The organism is Thioalkalivibrio sp. ALE17 (genome assembly GCF_000425605.1).
Taxonomy (GTDB): domain Bacteria; phylum Pseudomonadota; class Gammaproteobacteria; order Ectothiorhodospirales; family Ectothiorhodospiraceae; genus Thioalkalivibrio.
Genome location: NZ_KE384405.1, coordinates 32,402 through 49,395, shown reverse-complemented (window position 1 = coordinate 49,395; position 16,994 = coordinate 32,402). Strand labels below are relative to the sequence as shown.

The window sequence follows — 16,994 nt, the reverse complement described above, 5'->3', positions numbered from 1 at the left end:
CCGCCTGACACCCATCCACCCGGAATCGCCTCCGGCCACTATCCACAGAACACGCCCCATGGACCCACTGGTCATCACCGCCCACACCCTGACAAGCGCTGCCGGAACCGGGATCGCCGCCAACGCCGAGTCCCTGCGCAACGGGGTCAGCGGGCTGCGCCCCTGCGATCTGGAAAGCGTGAGTCTGGACACCCACATCGGCCGCGTGCCCGGCGTGGAGGCCATCACCCTGGAAGGCGAGCTCGCCCCGTTTCAGTGCCGCAACAACCAGCTCGCCGAACTGGGCCTGCGCCAGGATGGCTTTGCCGACGCGGTGGCGGCCGCCGTTGCGCGCTACGGCGCCGACCGGGTGGCCGTGCTGCTGGGCACCAGCTGGGCACCAGCACCTCGGGCATCGCCGCCACCGAGGCCGCCTACCACCGGCGCGACCCGCAGACCGGGGCCCTGCCCCCGGATTACGACTACCAGCACACCCAGAACATGTTCTCGCTGGCCGATTTCGTCGCCACCCGCTTCGGCCTGTCGGGGCCGGCCCTGGTGGTCTCCACCGCCTGCTCGTCCAGCGCCAAGGTCTTCGCCGATGCCCGTCGCTACATGGCCGCGGGGCTTTGCGACGCGGCCGTGGTCGGCGGTGTCGACAGCCTGTGCGGCATGACGCTGTATGGCTTCAATGCCCTGCAACTGGTGGCCGCGCAGCCCTGCACCCCGCTGGACCGCGACCGCGCCGGGATCTCGATTGGCGAGGCCGCCGGCTTCTTCCTGCTGGAACGCCCCTCGCCGGATACCACGGGACCACGGCTGACCGGTCACGGCGAATCCAGCGACGCCCACCACATGTCCGCCCCGCACCCCGAGGGCCTGGGGGCCGCGACCGCCTTGCAACAGGCGCTGGAACGCGGCGGACGGCGGGGCGACGAGATCGACTACGTGCTGATGCATGCCACCGCAACCCCGGCCAACGATGGCGCCGAGGCCCGCGCCCTGGTGCGCAGCCTGGGGCCGCGCCCGCGCGCCGTGGGCACCAAGGGTCTGACCGGACACACCCTGGGCGCCGCCGGCGCGGTGGGCGTGGCCCAGGCCCTGGCCAGTCTGGACGGCGGCTTTGTGCCACCCACGGCCGGCCTGAAGATGCTGGATCCGCAACTGGACCTCGAGGCCCGCGGCGAGGCGGAACCGCGCCTGGTACAACGGGTACTGGTGAATGCCTTCGGCTTTGGCGGCAACAACTGCAGCCTGCTGCTGGAGGCCGCACCATGAAGGCCATTGGACTCCATGCCGTGGGGCTGCTGGGCCCGGGACTGGACGACTTCGACAGTGCCCGCCCCGTGCTGGCCGGCGAGACCCCACTGGCGAGCCGCGAGGTCCACGTCCCTCCGCCCGGGCTGCTTCCGGCCAACGAGCGCCGACGCACCACCGCCACCATCCGCCTCGCCCTGAAGGTCGCGGAAGAGGCCACCGAAGGGGCCGATCGCAGCCGGCTGCGCAGCGTGTTCGCGTCATCCTCCGGCGACATGGACATCATCGACCGCATCTGCGATGCCCTGACCCAGCCGGAGCCGGTAGTGTCGCCGGTGCAGTTTCACAACTCGGTGCACAATGCCCCGGCCGGCAACTGGTCGATCGCGACCCGCAACCCGGCGCCGGCCACGGCGCTGTCCGGCTACAACGCCAGCCTGGCCGCGGGGCTGCTGGAGGCCGTGACACTGCAGCTGGACGAGGGCGGCGACGTCCTGCTGGCCTGCTACGACGTGCCGTCCATGGACAGCTTCATCCACGTCCGGCCCATCCATCACCCCTTTGCCGTGGCCCTGCGCCTGGGCCCGGTGGACGGCGCACCCTGGCAGCTGCAGCTCGACCTCGGAGGGCCGGCCGCGGCCGACCCCTGCCACAGTGATAACCTGGAGGCGCTGCGCGGGAGCAATCCGGCCGCGCGCGCCCTGCCCCTGCTGGAACGGCTGGTCCGGGGAACGCCCGGAAATGTTACGCTTGAGGCGCCGCTGGGTCGGTCCCTGAACATCCGGGTCGGGCCCTGAACCATCCGCCCGGATCAGGAAGATCCCGCGCATGTCATCCCGACCCGAGACCCTGGATCACGAGGCCATCTGCCGGCTGCTGCCGCATGCCGGCGCAATGTGTCTGCTGGATACGGTGGAGGCCTGGTCCGACACCACCATCCATTGCCGTGCCGAAAGCCACCGCGACCCGGCCAACCCACTGCGCGGCGAGGCCGGGCTGCATGCCCTGGCGGCGCTGGAATACGGCGCCCAGGGCATGGCCGTGCACGGCGCCCTGCTGGCCGATGCCGGGCCGGCGCGCGCCGGCTATCTGGCGGCGGTGCGGGATCTGCAGCTGCAGACCCGTCGCCTCGACAGCCTGGGAGCGGCACTGGAGATCCACGCGGACTGCATCCTGTCGGACCGCAACAGCTCCATCTACGACCTGCGCGTAAGCGCGGGCGCGCAGCCGGTGCTGAGCGCCCGCGCGACCGTCATCCTGCAACCCGCCGACGACGAGGACACCCCGTGACTGCACGCGCCCTGATTACCGGCGGCAGTGGCGCCATCGGCGCCGCCATCGGCCACGCCCTGGCCATGGCCGGCCACGAGGTCATCCTGCATGCCCATCGCAACGCCGCCGCGGCCGAGGCGACCGCCGATGCCATCCGGGCCGATGGCGGCGAGTCCCGGGTGCTGGTGTTCGACATCACCGACGAGGGAGCCTGCCGCGAGACGCTGGAACCCCTCGCGGCCGAGCAGCCGGTACAGATCCTCGTCCACAACGCCGGCATCCACGACGACGCGCCACTGGCCGGGATGCGCCGCGAACAATGGGACCGCCCGATCGATGTCGGCCTCAACGGCTTCTATAACGTGACCCAGCCGCTGCTGCTGCCGATGATCACCACCCGCTGGGGCCGGGTGATCGCGATCTCCTCGGTAGCCGGGCAGATCGGCAATCGCGGCCAGACCAATTACGCGGCGGCCAAGGCCGGCCTGCACGGCGCCATCCGCTCGCTGGCCCAGGAGGTCGCCTCGCGCGGCATTACCGCCAACGCGGTCGCCCCCGGCATCATCGAGAGCCCGATGAGCGAGGGCAGCTTCGATGCCGAACACATCCGCAATCTGGTGCCGATGCGCCGCGCCGGCCGGCCCGAGGAGGTCGCGGGCGTGGTCGGCTTCCTGGCCAGCGACGCGGCCAGTTACGTCTCCGGCCAGGTGATCGGCGTCAACGGCGCCCTCGCCTGATGCGCCCATGAGCACGGTCGTCGCCCTGATCCCCGCCCATAACGAGGCGGCCACCATCGAAGCGGTGGTGGCCGGCGCCCGCACGCAGGTGGACCGGGTGATCGTGGTGGACGACGGCTCCGAGGACGCCACCGCCCGCCTGATCGAGGATCAGGCCGAGGTCCTGCGCATGGACGAGAACAGTGGCAAGGCCGGCGCCCTGTGGGCCGGGATGCAGCATGCCCTGGCCACCGGCGCCGACGCGGTGGTGACCCTGGATGCCGACGGCCAGCACGACACCACCGAGATCCCCGCGCTGGTCGCCGCGTGGCGCGAGACGCCGAACCGGCTGATCCTGGGCGCACGCCTCAAGGGCCGCGAGCACACCCCGCCGCTGCGCCTGTTCGGTAACCGCATGGCCGATTTCTGGATTGCCTGGGCCTCCGGACAGCCGCTGCGGGATTCCCAATCCGGCTTCCGCCTCTACCCGGCCGCCCTGCTGCGGCGCCTGAACCTGGCCCACCACCGGACCCGCGGGTTCGTGTTCGAGAGCGAGGCCCTGATCGTCGCCGAGCGCCTGGGATTCCCGGCCCGGGTGGTCCCGGTACGCTGCATCTACCCGGAAAATCACCGCCCCAGCCACTACCGGCCGACCGCGGATACCCTGCGGATCATCGCCATGGTTGCCGGCCACCTGCTGCGCCGTGGAATGCGCCCGCTGGGGCTGCTGCGGTCGCTGGGCGTGATCCGCCGTTAGGGAGACGCTGATTGAATCGCACGTCCGCGTTGGTGCCCCCTGTTTTCCGAGACAAGGCGCGTCGTGCAGCGGGTAGTGGTTCTACCCGCAAGCGGCGCAACGCAGGATCGGGGAACAGGGGGCACCAACCCCACAAGCCATTGAAAGCAGGGGCTCGGCCGCTTTTGCGTGGGAACGGCGTTGCGGTTCCCTTGTGCAGAATGACTGCACGGCAGTCACCGCGCCTTGTTCGCACGCAAAAGCGACTCGAGCGCGGACGTGCGATTCAATCAGCGTCTCCCTAGACGCACGCCCCGGTGCCCTTGGAAACGACGCTTCCGCAGGTCTACACTCCCCGCGCATCCATTAAGGGAAACACTATGAATACCAAGACGTTGCTGGTGATCATCTTCGCCGCCCTGATCGCGCTGGCGGGCTGCCGCGGCACGGTTCCCGTGCAGGACATCAGCGATACCACGGTCACGAATGTCGACGGCGACCGTCCGAGCGCCGAGCAGATGGAACGCGCGATCCGCACCGCCGGGGCTTCGCTGGGCTGGCGCATGGAAGAGGCCGAGCCCGGGCTGCTGGAAGGCCGGCTCAGCCTGCGCGACCACGTCGCCGTGGTGGAGATCCCGTTCGCTGCGGGCGAATACAGCATCCGCTACAAGGACAGCGCCAACCTGAACTACGAAGACGGCAACATCCACCCGAACTACAACAACTGGATCCAGAACCTGGACAACCAGATCCGCGCCCAGATCTCCGCCCTCTGATCCCGCCCCGCGTCGGGCACACCCCGGCGCGGAGGGCTCCAAGGGCAAGGGCCTTTGTTCACCACGAAGCCCACGAAGGCACGAAGAAAACCCGCTCTGAAGAACCGCTACAGGAAGGGGAGAAGGTCGGAAGGACTGCGAGGGCACGCAACCCATGTGTACGTTGCCTTGCGAGCCACCTTCCCGTCTTCGCGTCTTCCTGTGAGCGCTACTCGGCTTTTCTTCGTGCCTTCGTGGGCTTCGTGGTGATAACAGGTTTTTTCAGTAGCGGCGATCAGTCGGGGCGCGGGCGGTCGTCCGGCTTGCGGGGCTCTTCCCCCGAACCCTTGGCGGCGGGCTCGTCGTCCTGGGCGTCCGATTCGTTGGCGCCGCCGGCGGCCTCGCCCGGGCCGGTCCCGTAGTCGCGGCGCGTCATGTGCGACAGCAGCTGGCCGGCGCGGTCCTCGAGGCGGTCGCGGGTCGGTTTGTCCGCCAGCTCCTCGGCGCTCTGGGCCAGGTGGTGATAGAGGTCGCGGTAGGACCCGGCCATGGTCGCGAACAACGTGGCCGTGCGGTCGAAGTGGTCGTTGACCTGGCTGCGGTAGCGCGTCAGTTCCTGCATGCGCCGATCCAGTTCCTCTTCCAGCTCGCGGATCAGCTTGCGTTCGTCACTGGTCACGCGCCCCACCCAGAAACCCACCAGGGCGGCGATCACGATGGCCAGGATCCCGAGGGCCACCCACAGCCCCACTGCTGTCTGCTCTTCCACCACGACATCCTCTGCAAATGGAGGGGCCATTGTGCCGCAGGCCCCGGTCGAACGCACTTCCGGGCATGCTAACCTCGCCACACAGCCAGGAACCCGGAAGACCCGCATGATCGATCCACAACACGCGCAACAGATCCGCCAGGCCCAGGCCGGCCTGATCAACCTGGTGGTCCAGGCCACCCAGAACCCGGAAACCCGCCGCGAGCTGGAGCCGGTCCTGAACCAGGCCCACGAGGCTGGCTGGGGCGAACTGATCCAGCGCATTCGCCGGGTACTCGACGGCGAGCGCGACCCTTCCCTGCTGCAGGGTCTGGACGACGAGGACACGGTGATCCTGACGGCCATCCTGAACGGGCTGCAGGACCCCTCCACCCTGCCCGACCCGGAGCAAAGCGGAGACCCGGCCCAGGCGGCCCCGGGACTGGCGCAGATGATCCACGGAGCCGCCCGCGGCGATGCCCAGTCGCTGCACTGGCTGTCCCAGATGGCCGAGCAGATGAGCCGCGCCGGGGGCGACATGGCCCGCCTGGGCGGCATTACCAAGCGCCTGGTGGACGGCGAGCGCGACCCCGACGTGCTGTGTCGCGGCATGGGCTCGCAAGGCGAATCGCTGGTGCTGTCCATCCTGTCGGAACTGGGCAAGCTCGAACGCCACTGACCCGACATGCGCCGTCGCAGCGACAACGCGGCCCCGCTACGGCGCCGCTTCCGCCTCCCGCCCTGGCTCCTTGCGGTACTCAGTCTGTGGCTGCTGCAGGGCTGCGCGGCCGTGACGCTGCAACCACCGGACGACCCGGAAGGCCCGGTTACCGTGGCCCTGCTGGACCATGGACGACACTCCAGCCTGATCCTGCCAGCCGGGAGACCGGGGGCCTGGCTGCGCTACTCCTACGGCGACTGGGTCTTCTATGTCGAACGCCGGACCGGGCCGCTCCAGGGGATCTCCGGGTTGCTCGTACCGACCCGCGCCGCGCTCGGACGCCAGGTACTGACCGGCCACGAGCTCGGGCCATCCACGCTGGGGCAACTTCGCGTACCACTGGCGGACTTTTACCTGCTGACGGTTCCGGGGGCACGGGTCGAGGTCCTGCGCGACGAGCTGGAAGGCATCTGGCAAGCGGGATACGAGGAACGCAAGACCTCGCCGGAATGGGACATGGCCTTCGTCGAGCATCCGGAGGCCTACACCCTGCGCAACAACTCCAATCGCATGGTCGCGCGCTGGCTGACGGCGCTGGACGTCGAGGTCTCCCGCGCGCCGATCCTGTCCAACTGGCAGACCGAGTCCCCCTGAGTTCGCAAGGCACTTTTCACCACGAAGCACACGTAGGCACGAAGAAAATTCAGAAAGCGCCAACAGGAAGACGCGAAGATCGGAAGACTCCTGAAAGGCTGCGCAAGCCACAAGGATTGCGCACCCTCTCGCCCCCTGCTGACCTTCGCATCTTCCTGTAAATGCTCTTGCGGGTTTCTTCGTGCCTTCGTGTGCTTCGTGGTGAACAAACTGGGTGCACCCGTCAGAGGTCGTGGGCCCACTCGAGGACGGCGTCCTGCAGGTTGCGCCCCATGCCGCGGTGGGCGCGTGGATCGTTGACCAGCACCACCACCGCCAGGTCATCGCCACCCCGCGTCCGTACATAGCCGGCCACCGCGGACACCTCGTTGAGATGCCCGGTCTTCAGATGCATCCGCCCGCGCAGATCGCGCTGGCTGCCGTTACGGAAGCGGTTGCGCAGGGTCCCGTCCAGCCCGGCCAGGGCCAGCGAGGACTGGAACTCGGGCCGGTGCGGGTGCTGCCAGCCCGCCTCCAGGATGCGGCCCAGCTGGCGTGAGGTCATCCGCGAGTCGCGGCTCAGGCCCGAACCGTTGTCGACCACCATACCCGCAACATCGACGTCCAGCCCGCGCAGGGACTCCAGCAGGGCCTGCTGCCCCTTTTCCAGCGTCGCCGGCGGGGTGAAGTGACGCGCCCCCAGGGTCAGCAGCAGATGCCGGGTCATCACGTTGGAGCTCCACTTGTTGGAGACCCGGATCAGATCCGACAACGGGCGCGAGGTGTGGCGCAGGATCGGTTCGTCGTACAGCACCGGCAGCACGCCGGGGCGGATGTCCCCGGTCAGCTCGCCGCCCCACTGCGACCAATGCAGGCGGAACATCTCGGCATGGTTGGCCTCCGGCGCGAGCACCGAGCGCAGCAGTTCATAGTCGCCACAATTCACCGGGTATTCGCCGGCCAGGGTCACGCGCTGCGCCTCGGGATCGGCATCGAAACGGATCCCGCGCTGCCAGGCGCCGCAGCTGCCCCGCGTCGGCTGCAGGCGATTGACGACATCCAACCCCGGCAGGGGCGGATCCACCGTCACGTCGATCCCGTTCCCGTGCCGCTCCGGTCGCACGCGAAAGCGCTGCGCGTTGGCGTTCACATGCAGGGCATAGGGCAGCTGGTTGTAGGCCCGCAGCGGCTGGTCGTTGAAGGCGGCAGGGTCCCCGGATGGCAGTTCGAAATGCGAGGCGTCGAGGATCACGTTGCCCTCGATACGACGCAGGCCGGTCTGGCGCAGCTGCCCCAGCATACGCCAGTGTTCCTCGCTGACCATGCCGGGATCGCCCGTGCCGCGGATCACCAGGTCTCCCGCCAACACGCCGCCGCGCACCGGGCGCGTCGCCCAGACCTCGGTGGTCCAGGTGTAGTCCGGGCCCAGCTCGTTCAGGGCCGCCAGCGAGGTGGCCAGTTTCATGGTCGACGCCGGGTTGTACGGCTGATCGGCGTTCAGGCGCGCGAGCACCGCCCCGTCCGACATCCGCTGGACCCAGAGACCGACATTTTCCGGCGGCAGGCGCTGACTCTCGATCGCCCGCTGCAGCGGCTGCGGGAGGTGTTCGAACTGTGCCTGCGCCATCAGCGGCGCAAGCCAGAGTGACAGCATCAGACAGAGGGCAATAGCCCACCCGGAACGAACCGGAAGGGGGCCTGGGCGGCGCGCAAAAAGACGAGGGGGCATAGGGGTCCGACCATCCTGCAAACGTGCGGGGCAACAGTCCCTATAGTGTGCCGGCACCCCGGCCGGGACAAGCCCTTCGCGTCACGCTCTCGACCAGGGAAAATCGAGTACCTGATCGAGGCTGGAAACCCCCAGCAACCGCATCAGCAGCCGGTCCACACCCAGGGCCACCCCGGCGCAGTCGGGCAGTCCGGCGTCCAGCGCCGCCTCCAGGTAGTCATCGGGGGGCGGCAGGGGCTGTCCGCGCGCACGCCGGATGGCGATATCGCGTTCGCGGCGGCGGCGAAACAGCTCGGGATCGGTCAGTTCGTGATAGCCGTTGGCCAGCTCCAGGTCGCCCCAGTACAACTCGAAGCGCGCGGCATACCCCGGGGATTCCGGACAGGGACGCGCCAGCACGGCCTGGCTCTCCGGATAGTCGACCACGACGGTCAGCCGGTCCGGCGGGAAGCCCGGGGCAATCACCAGGCTGATCAGCGCATCCAGCCAGCCATCCCGGTCAAGCTCGCCCGCCACCGCGAGCCCGCGGGCCGCCGCGGCCCGTTCCAGCTCCTTGGCCTCCGCGGCGGCCGGGTCCAGCCCGAGGGTCGACCGGAACAGCTCGGCATAGGGGATCACCACGCAGCCGCGGGGCGCGTGCCACTCGCGGGATTGCGCGGCCTGATCCGCGATCAGGGCAACCACCTCGCGCGCCAGGTCCCGATGGTCCAGCCGGTGGCGATACCACTCCAGCAGGGTAAATTCCGGGTTGTGGCGCGGCCCGGACTCGCCGCCCCGGAAGACCCGGGCGATCTGGTAGATATCCGGGGCCCCATCCGCGAGCAGGCGCTTCATCGGGTACTCCGGAGAGGTCTGCAGGTAGCCCTGCTCGCCGCCGGGGGCGCGTGCCTCCCAGCTTTCCAGCATCGGATCCTGCGGGGCGCCCCGGCCCAGGATCGGGGTCTCGACCTCGAGCACCCCGCGATCCGCGAAGAAGGCCCGCAGACCCGCCAGCAGACGGGCCCGCGCCGCCCGGGCCGGCGCCGCGCCCGGCCGCCAGTCACTCACCTCCGAACCCGGGGGCAGATGCGATCAGACGCGGGAGACGTATTCGCCGTTGCGGGTGTCGACCTTCACGGTCTCGCCTTCCTCGACGAACAGCGGGACCTTGACCACCGCACCGGTCTCCAGGGTCGCCGGCTTGGTACCGCCCTGAGCGGTATCGCCGCGCACGCCCGGATCGCACTGGGTAATCTTCAGCTCGGTGAAGGCCGGCGACACCACCGACAGCGGCTCGCCGTTCCACAGGGTCACGGTGCAGATATCCTGCTCCTTCAGCCACTGCCCGGAATCGCCCAGCGCGGCCTCGCTCACGGCATACTGCTCGAAGGTGTCCGGCACCATGAAGTGCCAGAACTCGCCATCGTTGTAGAGATACTGCATCTCGGTGTCCATCACGTCGGCCGCCTCCACCGACTCGCCGGACTTGAAGGTCTTCTCCAGCACCCGGCCCGTACGCAGATTGCGCAGCTTGACCCGGTTGAAGGCCTGGCCCTTGCCCGGCTTGACGAACTCGTTTTCCACGATGGCCTGCGGATCGCCGTCCAGCAGTAGCTTGAGACCGGCCTTGAATTCGTTGGTACTGTAGGTTGCCATTGCGTGCTGTTCCTCGATGATGCGTGGCGCGGGCATACCGCCCCGTCCGGAAACGATTCATGCCCACAAAGCCCGTCATGATAACGCGCGAGCCGCGCGGAACCCAGCCACCCGCGCCGCGTGCCACGCCGGCCTGGCAGCAGGCGCTGGCGCGCGCGGTCGCCGATCCCGAGGCCCTCGCCGCACGCCTCGGGTTGCCGCTCGACGACCTGCCGGGCATGCAGACCGGGCACCGACTGTTTCGCACCCGCATCCCGGAGAGCTACCTGGCGCGCGTGCGCCCGGGGGACCCGCGCGACCCGCTGCTGCTGCAGGCCCTCCCGGATGCCCGCGAGGCCCTGGAGGCCCCGGGCTTCGTCAGCGACCCGGTCGGCGATCACGACGCCCTGGCCGCACCCGGAGTGGTGCACAAGTACCACGGCCGCGTGCTGCTGCTGACCACCGGGGCCTGCGCCATCCACTGCCGGTACTGCTTTCGCCGCGAATTCGACTATGCCGAGCACAATCCGGCCCGGGATGACTGGGCGCCCGCGCTGGAGTACATCGCGGCGCATCCGGACATCCGCGAGGTCATCCTCAGCGGCGGCGATCCGCTGAGCCTCTCCGATACCCGCCTGGCCCGACTGGCCCAGCGGCTGGACGCCATCCCGCACCTGGAACGCCTGCGCATCCATTCGCGCCTGCCGGTCGTCCTGCCGGAGCGGGTCGACGACCGCCTGCTGGATTGGCTCGGTCAGGGGCGGCTGCAACACATCCTGGTGCTGCACGCGAACCACCCGCGCGAATTCGCCGCCCCGGCCGACGCGGCACTCGTCCGCCTGCGCGCCGCCGGCGTCACGCTGCTCAACCAGGCGGTCCTGCTGGCCGGGATCAACGACGATGCCGCCACCCTGATCGAACTGCAGGAGGCCGGCTTCCGCCTGGGCGTCCTGCCCTACTACCTGCACCAGCTCGACCGCACCCGCGGCACGGCCCATTTCGAGGTTTCGGATCGCCGCGCACAAGAACTCCACCGGGCCCTCCATGCGCGGCTGCCGGGCTACCTGGTTCCACGCCTGGCGCGCGAGATCCCGGGTGCATCCGGGAAGACCCTGCAAGCCCCGTAGGCCGGGCGTGAGCAAAGGCCGACGCCTCCCACACCAAAAACACGGTTTGCTGCTACAGTAGCGCCAGACCCGGGGCGTGAACGCGCCCTCCGGAGAGTCCCACGCAACCGGCCCAGCGACCACTGGACACGCCCATGCTGCACGCCCTGCCCGAGCTGCCCGCCCAACCGGCCGGCCCTGCCAGCTTCCCGCACCGGACGCCGCAGGCCCTGCGGGCCTGGTGCGCGGAACTGCCCGGCAGCGAGCCCGAGCTCGGCATGCAGCAACTCGGCGAGGCCCTCGAAGGGCTCAACCAGATCGCGCTGCAGCCCGGGGTTCGCGCCAGCCTGGTGCGCATACTGGAGGACCACCTCCTGCCCCTGTTCCCCGTGCTGGAGCGCCTGCTGCGCCAGCGCCCCCTGCCACTGGGGCGCCGCAGCCGCGATCGTGCCGAGGTCCTCGGCAGCGCCCTGCGCGCTCTGCTCCAGGCCGAACTGCTGGTGGTCCGGGAGCGCATCGACGCCGACGACACCCGGCACGCGGAACGCCTGACCGCGCCCCTGCAGGCCGCCGTCGCGCTGCTGGGCGCGCTCGCCGTGCACCACTGGCGGCTGTATCAGAACCTGCCCTCCGGTCACTGGCAGCAAGTCTACGACCTGCTGCGCCTGGCACGGACCCAGCACATCGCCGACCACGGCCCCGCCACCGACCAGCGCTTCGGGCCGCTGGATACGGACCGCATCGAGGCCATGAGCGCGCGCCTCATGGTGCTGGGAAGTACCGACCCGAACGCCCTGAAGATGGGCGAGATGGACTTGCTGGTTCGCTGGATCAACGCGATCGCGCTGACCTGCACCGCCGCTCCCGACCCGGACCCGCATCCCGACCTGCCGGTGCTGCGCTGCGAGCTCGAGCGCGACCACGCGCCGGGACTGGTCCTGCGCGACCAGCCCGCCGGCGACCTGGCCTGCTTCGTGGAGCTGGGCCCGGCCCTGGCCGCACTGCGCGACGCCCCGGAAAACCTCGAGCCGGTGCAGACCGGCAATGCACAGGCCCTGGCCGAGCATCTCCTGCGCCTATGGTCGCACCTGCCCACCCGGCGGCACAGTCGCGAGCGCGCGGGCGACCTGCAGCAGGTCTGCGTCATGGGACTGGAACGCATCCATGACTTTCTGCTGGCGGAGATGGAGCGTCGCCGTGACGCCGGCGCCCGGGAACTCGACACGGACGAGAACGGCGAGGCCGGCCTGAAGTCCGTGCAGCAGCGTGATCGCGGCGTCAGCGTCTTCGAGATGTCGCCCGCGGCACTGCGGGGGTCGGATCTCGCCCTGGTCGACAGCCCGCCCGCCGCCGGTCGCGACAGCGATCTCCGGCCGCTCGCGGACGACACCCCCGGCCCCGCCGCGACCGCCTGGGAAGACGTCGGGCGCGGCCTCGAGATCGCCGGCCACGACGAACCGACAGGGCCCATCACCAAGCGCCATCCGCCGGAACACTGGCAGGTGGACGACATCGGCGCGGGGGGCGTCCGCCTGTGCCTGGACGCACCACAGCAGCCCTTGTTGATCGGCGACCTGGTCGGGCTGCGCGCCGTGGACGGCCACCGCTGGACGGTCGGGGTGCTGCGCTGGATTCGCTTCGACGATCAGGTCGGCGAACGCATCAGCATCGGCGTGGAGTTTCTTGCCAATCGCTGCCTCCCCATGCAGATCCAGGATTTTCGCAACGGGGTCGCCGCCGGGGTCCCGCAGCCGGGCCTGTTTGCGCCACAACGAACGGATGCCGACGGGGCCGCCCTGTTTCTGCCGGCCCAGGTCTTCGACCACGAAAAACGGGTGGTCTGCTGGCTGAACGACCGCGCCCGCGTTCTGGAACTGGACAGCGAGCGCACGGGGACTACCCTGTTCACCGAGGTGGGCTGCCGCATGACTGCGCTCGAGGTCGGCAGCCCGACCGCGGAATCCCCCGGCACGGAGGCGGACCCCGGCCTCGCGAATGACAACGGACTGTCCCTCACCACCCGCAACCGCGACGACCAGGCCCCATGAACGAGACCATTCGTACCCTCTTCGTTACCAGCAATCCGAACCGGGCGGAAGAGGTCATCAGCAGCATCCGAACCCGCGGCAGTGCGATCCGCCCGGAGCAGGTTTCGACCACCGACGCCCTCGCCGAGGCGCTGGAGAACCGGCGCTTCGACGTGATCGTACTGATCGAACCCGGCCTGAGCCTGGCCCGCGAGCACGTGGACGAGGCCCAGCATGCCTCCGGCCGGCGGATCCCGGTCGTGATCCTGACCGAACGCCCGGAAGCTGAACGCGTGGATGACTACGAGGCCGGTGCGTACGCGGTGGTGGATCACGAACTGCACGAACTGGCCAGCCTCCTCACCATTCGCGCCGCCGAACAGTTCCAGCTGCGCCAGCGACTGGGTCGCATGGACGCGTCGCTGCAGGAGTCCGAGCGCCGCTGCCAGCTGTTGCTGGACAACTCGCGCGACGCCATCGCCTACGTCCACGAGGGCATGCACATCTACGCCAACGCCTCCTGGCGCGAACGCTTCGGCATCGGCGACCCGGAGGACGTTGACGGCCTGCCGCTGATGGATCTGGTCGCGCCGGAGAGCCGCGACGAACTGAAGGGCCTGCTGCGACGCTTCCAGAACGGCGAGGAGGGCGAACAGACCCATCAGGCCTTCCAGCTGCAGGCCTTCGACGGCACTCCGTTCGAGGCCAACCTGCGCCTGTCCACCGCCAGCGTCGAGGGCGAGGCCTGCACTCAGGTCCTGCTGGATTCGGCCCAGGAGGATCCGGAACTGGCGGAGAAGATCGATTACCTGTCGCAGCGCGATCTGGTCACCGGCCTCTACAACCGCCAGCACTTCACCGGCATGATCGAGACCGCGCAGGGCCAGGCCGCGCAGTCGGAGAAGCCCTTCGCCCTGATCACGCTGGCGGTGGACCGCTTCGCGGAAATTCGCGCCAACGTCGGGATGTCCGCCAGCGACCTGCTGCTGGCCGACATCGGCAAGCTGATCGAGGACCAGTTCCCCGAGCCGGCCATCACCGCGCGCCTGGAGGCCGAGCACTTCGGCATCCTGGTGCCGGATACCCGCCGCAACGAGGTGGAGAGCCGCGTCCACGGTCTGATGAAGGCGGTCACCGGGCGCGTGTTCGAGCTCGGCAACGCCTCCACCAACTGCACCCTGTCCGCCGGCATCGTGATCGCCGACGAGACTGCGGTGGATACCGAGGAGCTACTGTCGCAGGCCGACCGCGCACTGCAGGAAGCGGTGGAAGCCGGCGGCGGGACCCACTGCTTCTTCCGCCCGGCCGAGGGCGAGATGACCCAGGCACAGGCCGACCAGCAATGGCGGCTACGCATCCAGGACGCCCTCGATCACGACCGTCTGGAGCTGCTGTACCAACCGATCGTGAACCTGCACGGGGCCGACCGGGCGCGCTATTCGGTGTTCGTGCGGCTGCGCGATGCCGAGGGTCATATCCACGAACCGGAGGCCTTCCTGCCCAGCGCCGAGCGCACGGAGATGGCCCAGCCCATCGACCGCTGGATCCTGAAGACCGCCCTGGGCGTCCTCGCGGAACAGCTGAAGAAGGACCCCGGTACCCAGTTCTTCCTCAAGCTGACCAATGGCTCGCTCGGCGATCCCTCGGTGGTCAGCTGGCTGCACGACGACCTGCACGCCCTGCGCATCCCCGCCGACAACGTGGTGGTGGAGCTGAAGGAACCCACCGTGGTAACCCACCTGAAGCCGGCGATCCACGTGGCCCGGGGCCTGCAGGAGATGCACGGCCACCTGTGCATCGACGACTTCGGCAACGGCCTGAACCCGTTCCAGCTGCTGCAGCACCTGGAGGCGGACCACATCAAGCTGGACCCGTCCTACGTGAAGAACCTGGCCGAAAGCGAGGAAAACCAGCAGCTGATCCGCGAGCATACCGAGGCCGCGCACGCCAAGGGCAAGCAGGTGATCGTGCCGTATGTCGAGGACGCCAGTGTGCTCGCCGTGCTCTACAGCCTGAACGTCAACCTCGTGCAGGGTTACTTCCTGCAGGCGCCGATGCCGGCCCCCACCTTCGACTTCGCCTCGACCTGAGCCCCGCGCGCCCTCACTCCATTTTTCACCACTGAGCGCACAGAGAACACGGAGAAGGGCAATGGACTGTTCACCACGAAGCACACGAAGGCACGAAGAACATCCTGTGCGGGTTCTTGAACATAGGGCGAGTCGTGGCGGTCAACGTTCCCGTATCCGACACTACACTGACCACGAGCACTCACCCACAATCCCTGCCTTTCTCCGTGAACCCTGTGGCCTGCGTGGTGACCCCGCCCTCAGTCTTTCCTTCGTGTCTTCGTGCGCTTCGTGGTCAGCCAACCGCCCTTGACCTGACACACCGGAACCGCCTGTCCCTGATGCACCCCCAACGCTCAGAAGGCCGCGTTGCCACGAGCACAGGTGCGGGAATCACCACGCGGCAAGAGGGAGCCCGTGAGTGAGCGGTCGGGGCTGGCCGTCGTTCTAACGCAACAGGCCCCGGTTTACACCGGGGCCTGTGCGGAACAGCGAACGCGTTTCGGGAAGGGGCTATTTCGACCAGAAGTTCAGGTCCTCGAAGAAGCCCTTCACCCCGTCCACCCAGGACTGCGCCTGCGGACTGTGCTTGGTCCCACCGGCCTGAGTGGATTCCTCGAACTGGCGCAGGAGCTGCTTCTGCTCCTTGGTCAGGTTGATCGGCGTCTCCACCACCACGCGGCAGATCAGGTCGCCGACGGCACCGCCGTGCACCGACTTCACGCCCTTGCCGCTGACCCGGAACTGCTTGCCGGTCTGCGTCTCCGCGGGGACCTTCAGCTTGACCCGGCCGTCCAGCGACGGGACCTCCAGCTCGCCGCCAAGGGCGGCGGTCGCGAACGACACCGGCACCTCGCAGTGCAGGTCCGAGCCCTCGCGCCGGAACAGCTTGTGCGGCTTCACCCGCACCTGCACGTAGAGATCACCCGGCGGACCGCCATTCATGCCGGCCTCGCCCTGGCCGGCCAGACGGATGCGATCGCCCGAGTCCACACCGGCCGGGATCTTCACGTCCAGCGTGTTCTGCTCCTGCACCCGACCCTTGCCGTGGCAGGACTTGCAGGGGCTGGAGACGATCTTGCCGGAGCCCTCGCAGCGCGGGCAGGTCTGCTGCACCGAGAAGAAGCCCTGCTGGATGCGTACCTGCCCGACCCCGTTGCAGGTCGGGCAGGTCTCCGGCGAGGTCCCCGGTTCGGCGCCGGAGCCGTCGCAGGCCTCGCAGGAGACGGTGGTCGGGATACGGATCTTGACCTCGGTGCCGAACACGGCTTCCTCGAGCGTCAGGTCCAGGTTGTACTGCAGGTCGGAACCCCGATAGGCGCGCTGACCGCGGCCGCCTCCACCACCCCCGAAGATATCGCCAAAGATATCCTCGAAGATGTCGCTGAAGCTGGAGGCCCCGGCCCCGCCGCCGAAGCCGCCGGCCGAACCGTCCACACCGGCATGGCCATAGCGATCGTAGGCCGCCCGCTTCTGATCGTCGCTGAGGACGTCGTAGGCGGCGCGCGCCTCCTTGAACTTGGCCTCGGCCTCCTCGTCCCCCGGGTTGCGGTCGGGGTGGTACTTCATTGCCAGGCGGCGAAAGGCCTTCTTGATATCGGCGGCCGAGGCGTCCTTGGCGACGCCCAGCACCTCGTAATAGTCGCGTTGTGACATGGTCATTTCCAGGTAGATCGTTCGCGCGAACGCGGA

The 16,994-nt window shown here is 69.0% G+C and carries 15 protein-coding genes and 1 pseudogene; 11 read left to right on the top strand and 5 right to left on the bottom strand.

Translation table 11 applies throughout. From position 1 onward, the window contains the following. Nucleotides 1–58 precede the first annotated feature (58 nt). The 6 genes and pseudogenes from H609_RS13475 (at nucleotide 59) to H609_RS0112510 (ending at nucleotide 4,736) form a co-directional block, all read left to right on the top strand. A pseudogene (locus H609_RS13475) lies at nucleotides 59–1,257 on the top strand (beta-ketoacyl-ACP synthase). Beyond that, nucleotides 1,254–2,033: a beta-ketoacyl synthase chain length factor gene (locus H609_RS0112530; protein ID WP_028485076.1), complete on the top strand. Its 780-nt coding sequence runs from the start codon at nucleotides 1,254–1,256 to the stop codon at nucleotides 2,031–2,033. Before H609_RS13475 ends, H609_RS0112530 begins: the two are co-directional and overlap by 4 nt. A 31-nt stretch (nucleotides 2,034–2,064) precedes the next feature. After that, on the top strand, nucleotides 2,065–2,526 hold the full coding sequence (locus tag H609_RS0112525; protein WP_019584111.1) for a hypothetical protein: 462 nt from the start codon (nucleotides 2,065–2,067) through the stop codon (nucleotides 2,524–2,526). Beyond that, nucleotides 2,523–3,245: a 3-oxoacyl-ACP reductase FabG gene (gene fabG, locus H609_RS0112520; RefSeq protein WP_028485075.1), complete on the top strand. Its 723-nt coding sequence runs from the start codon at nucleotides 2,523–2,525 to the stop codon at nucleotides 3,243–3,245. Before H609_RS0112525 ends, fabG begins: the two co-directional genes overlap by 4 nt. 7 nt (nucleotides 3,246–3,252) lie before the next feature. Beyond that, the gene (locus H609_RS0112515) at nucleotides 3,253–3,981 is read left to right on the top strand and encodes a glycosyltransferase family 2 protein (RefSeq protein WP_028485074.1); all 729 of its coding nucleotides are present in this window, start codon (nucleotides 3,253–3,255) and stop codon (nucleotides 3,979–3,981) included. Nucleotides 3,982–4,340: 359 nt separating this feature from the next. Further along, nucleotides 4,341–4,736: a hypothetical protein gene (locus H609_RS0112510; protein ID WP_018865756.1), complete on the top strand. Its 396-nt coding sequence runs from the start codon at nucleotides 4,341–4,343 to the stop codon at nucleotides 4,734–4,736. Between the two features lie 274 nt (nucleotides 4,737–5,010). Here H609_RS0112510 and H609_RS0112505 read toward each other — a convergent pair whose 3' ends face one another. Continuing rightward, nucleotides 5,011–5,484, bottom strand: coding sequence for a YhcB family protein (locus H609_RS0112505; RefSeq protein ID WP_026279162.1), 474 nt, complete (start codon nucleotides 5,482–5,484; stop codon nucleotides 5,011–5,013). 106 nt (nucleotides 5,485–5,590) lie between these two features. On the opposite strand from H609_RS0112505, the gene H609_RS0112500 reads away from it, so the two are divergent. Both H609_RS0112500 and H609_RS0112495 read left to right on the top strand, forming a co-directional pair. Continuing rightward, entirely contained in the window at nucleotides 5,591–6,142 is a 552-nt protein-coding gene (locus tag H609_RS0112500; protein ID WP_018879928.1) for a hypothetical protein, read from the top strand. A gap of 6 nt (nucleotides 6,143–6,148) precedes the next feature. Then, complete coding sequence (locus H609_RS0112495) at nucleotides 6,149–6,778, top strand: hypothetical protein (protein ID WP_019584109.1); 630 nt, start codon at nucleotides 6,149–6,151, stop codon at nucleotides 6,776–6,778. A 223-nt stretch (nucleotides 6,779–7,001) separates the two neighbouring features. Here H609_RS0112495 and dacB read toward each other — a convergent pair whose 3' ends face one another. The 3 genes from dacB to efp all read right to left on the bottom strand — a co-directional run bounded on the left by dacB (nucleotide 7,002) and on the right by efp (nucleotide 10,121). Then, complete coding sequence (gene dacB / locus H609_RS0112490) at nucleotides 7,002–8,411, bottom strand: D-alanyl-D-alanine carboxypeptidase/D-alanyl-D-alanine-endopeptidase (protein WP_028485073.1); 1,410 nt, start codon at nucleotides 8,409–8,411, stop codon at nucleotides 7,002–7,004. A gap of 156 nt (nucleotides 8,412–8,567) precedes the next feature. Next, nucleotides 8,568–9,533 carry an EF-P lysine aminoacylase EpmA gene (gene epmA / locus H609_RS0112485; RefSeq protein ID WP_018879931.1) on the bottom strand — a complete coding sequence of 322 codons (966 nt, stop codon included), beginning with the start codon at nucleotides 9,531–9,533 and terminating at the stop codon, nucleotides 8,568–8,570. A 24-nt stretch (nucleotides 9,534–9,557) separates the two neighbouring features. Continuing rightward, complete coding sequence (gene efp, locus H609_RS0112480) at nucleotides 9,558–10,121, bottom strand: elongation factor P (protein ID WP_026279163.1); 564 nt, start codon at nucleotides 10,119–10,121, stop codon at nucleotides 9,558–9,560. Between the two features lie 77 nt (nucleotides 10,122–10,198). Here efp and epmB point away from each other — a divergent pair, with 77 nt between their 5' ends. The 3 genes from epmB (at nucleotide 10,199) to H609_RS0112465 (ending at nucleotide 15,323) form a co-directional block, all read left to right on the top strand. Then, complete coding sequence (epmB, locus tag H609_RS0112475; RefSeq protein ID WP_028485072.1) at nucleotides 10,199–11,227, top strand: EF-P beta-lysylation protein EpmB; 1,029 nt, start codon at nucleotides 10,199–10,201, stop codon at nucleotides 11,225–11,227. Nucleotides 11,228–11,361: 134 nt separating this feature from the next. After that, entirely contained in the window at nucleotides 11,362–13,254 is a 1,893-nt protein-coding gene (locus H609_RS0112470; RefSeq protein WP_018879934.1) for a hypothetical protein, read from the top strand. Then, the gene (locus tag H609_RS0112465) at nucleotides 13,251–15,323 is read left to right on the top strand and encodes an EAL domain-containing protein (RefSeq protein ID WP_018882470.1); all 2,073 of its coding nucleotides are present in this window, start codon (nucleotides 13,251–13,253) and stop codon (nucleotides 15,321–15,323) included. The genes H609_RS0112470 and H609_RS0112465 overlap by 4 nt, the downstream gene beginning before the upstream one ends. A 492-nt stretch (nucleotides 15,324–15,815) precedes the next feature. Here H609_RS0112465 and dnaJ read toward each other — a convergent pair whose 3' ends face one another. Then, nucleotides 15,816–16,964 carry a molecular chaperone DnaJ gene (gene dnaJ, locus H609_RS0112460; RefSeq protein ID WP_028485071.1) on the bottom strand — a complete coding sequence of 383 codons (1,149 nt, stop codon included), beginning with the start codon at nucleotides 16,962–16,964 and terminating at the stop codon, nucleotides 15,816–15,818. Nucleotides 16,965–16,994 lie beyond the last annotated feature (30 nt).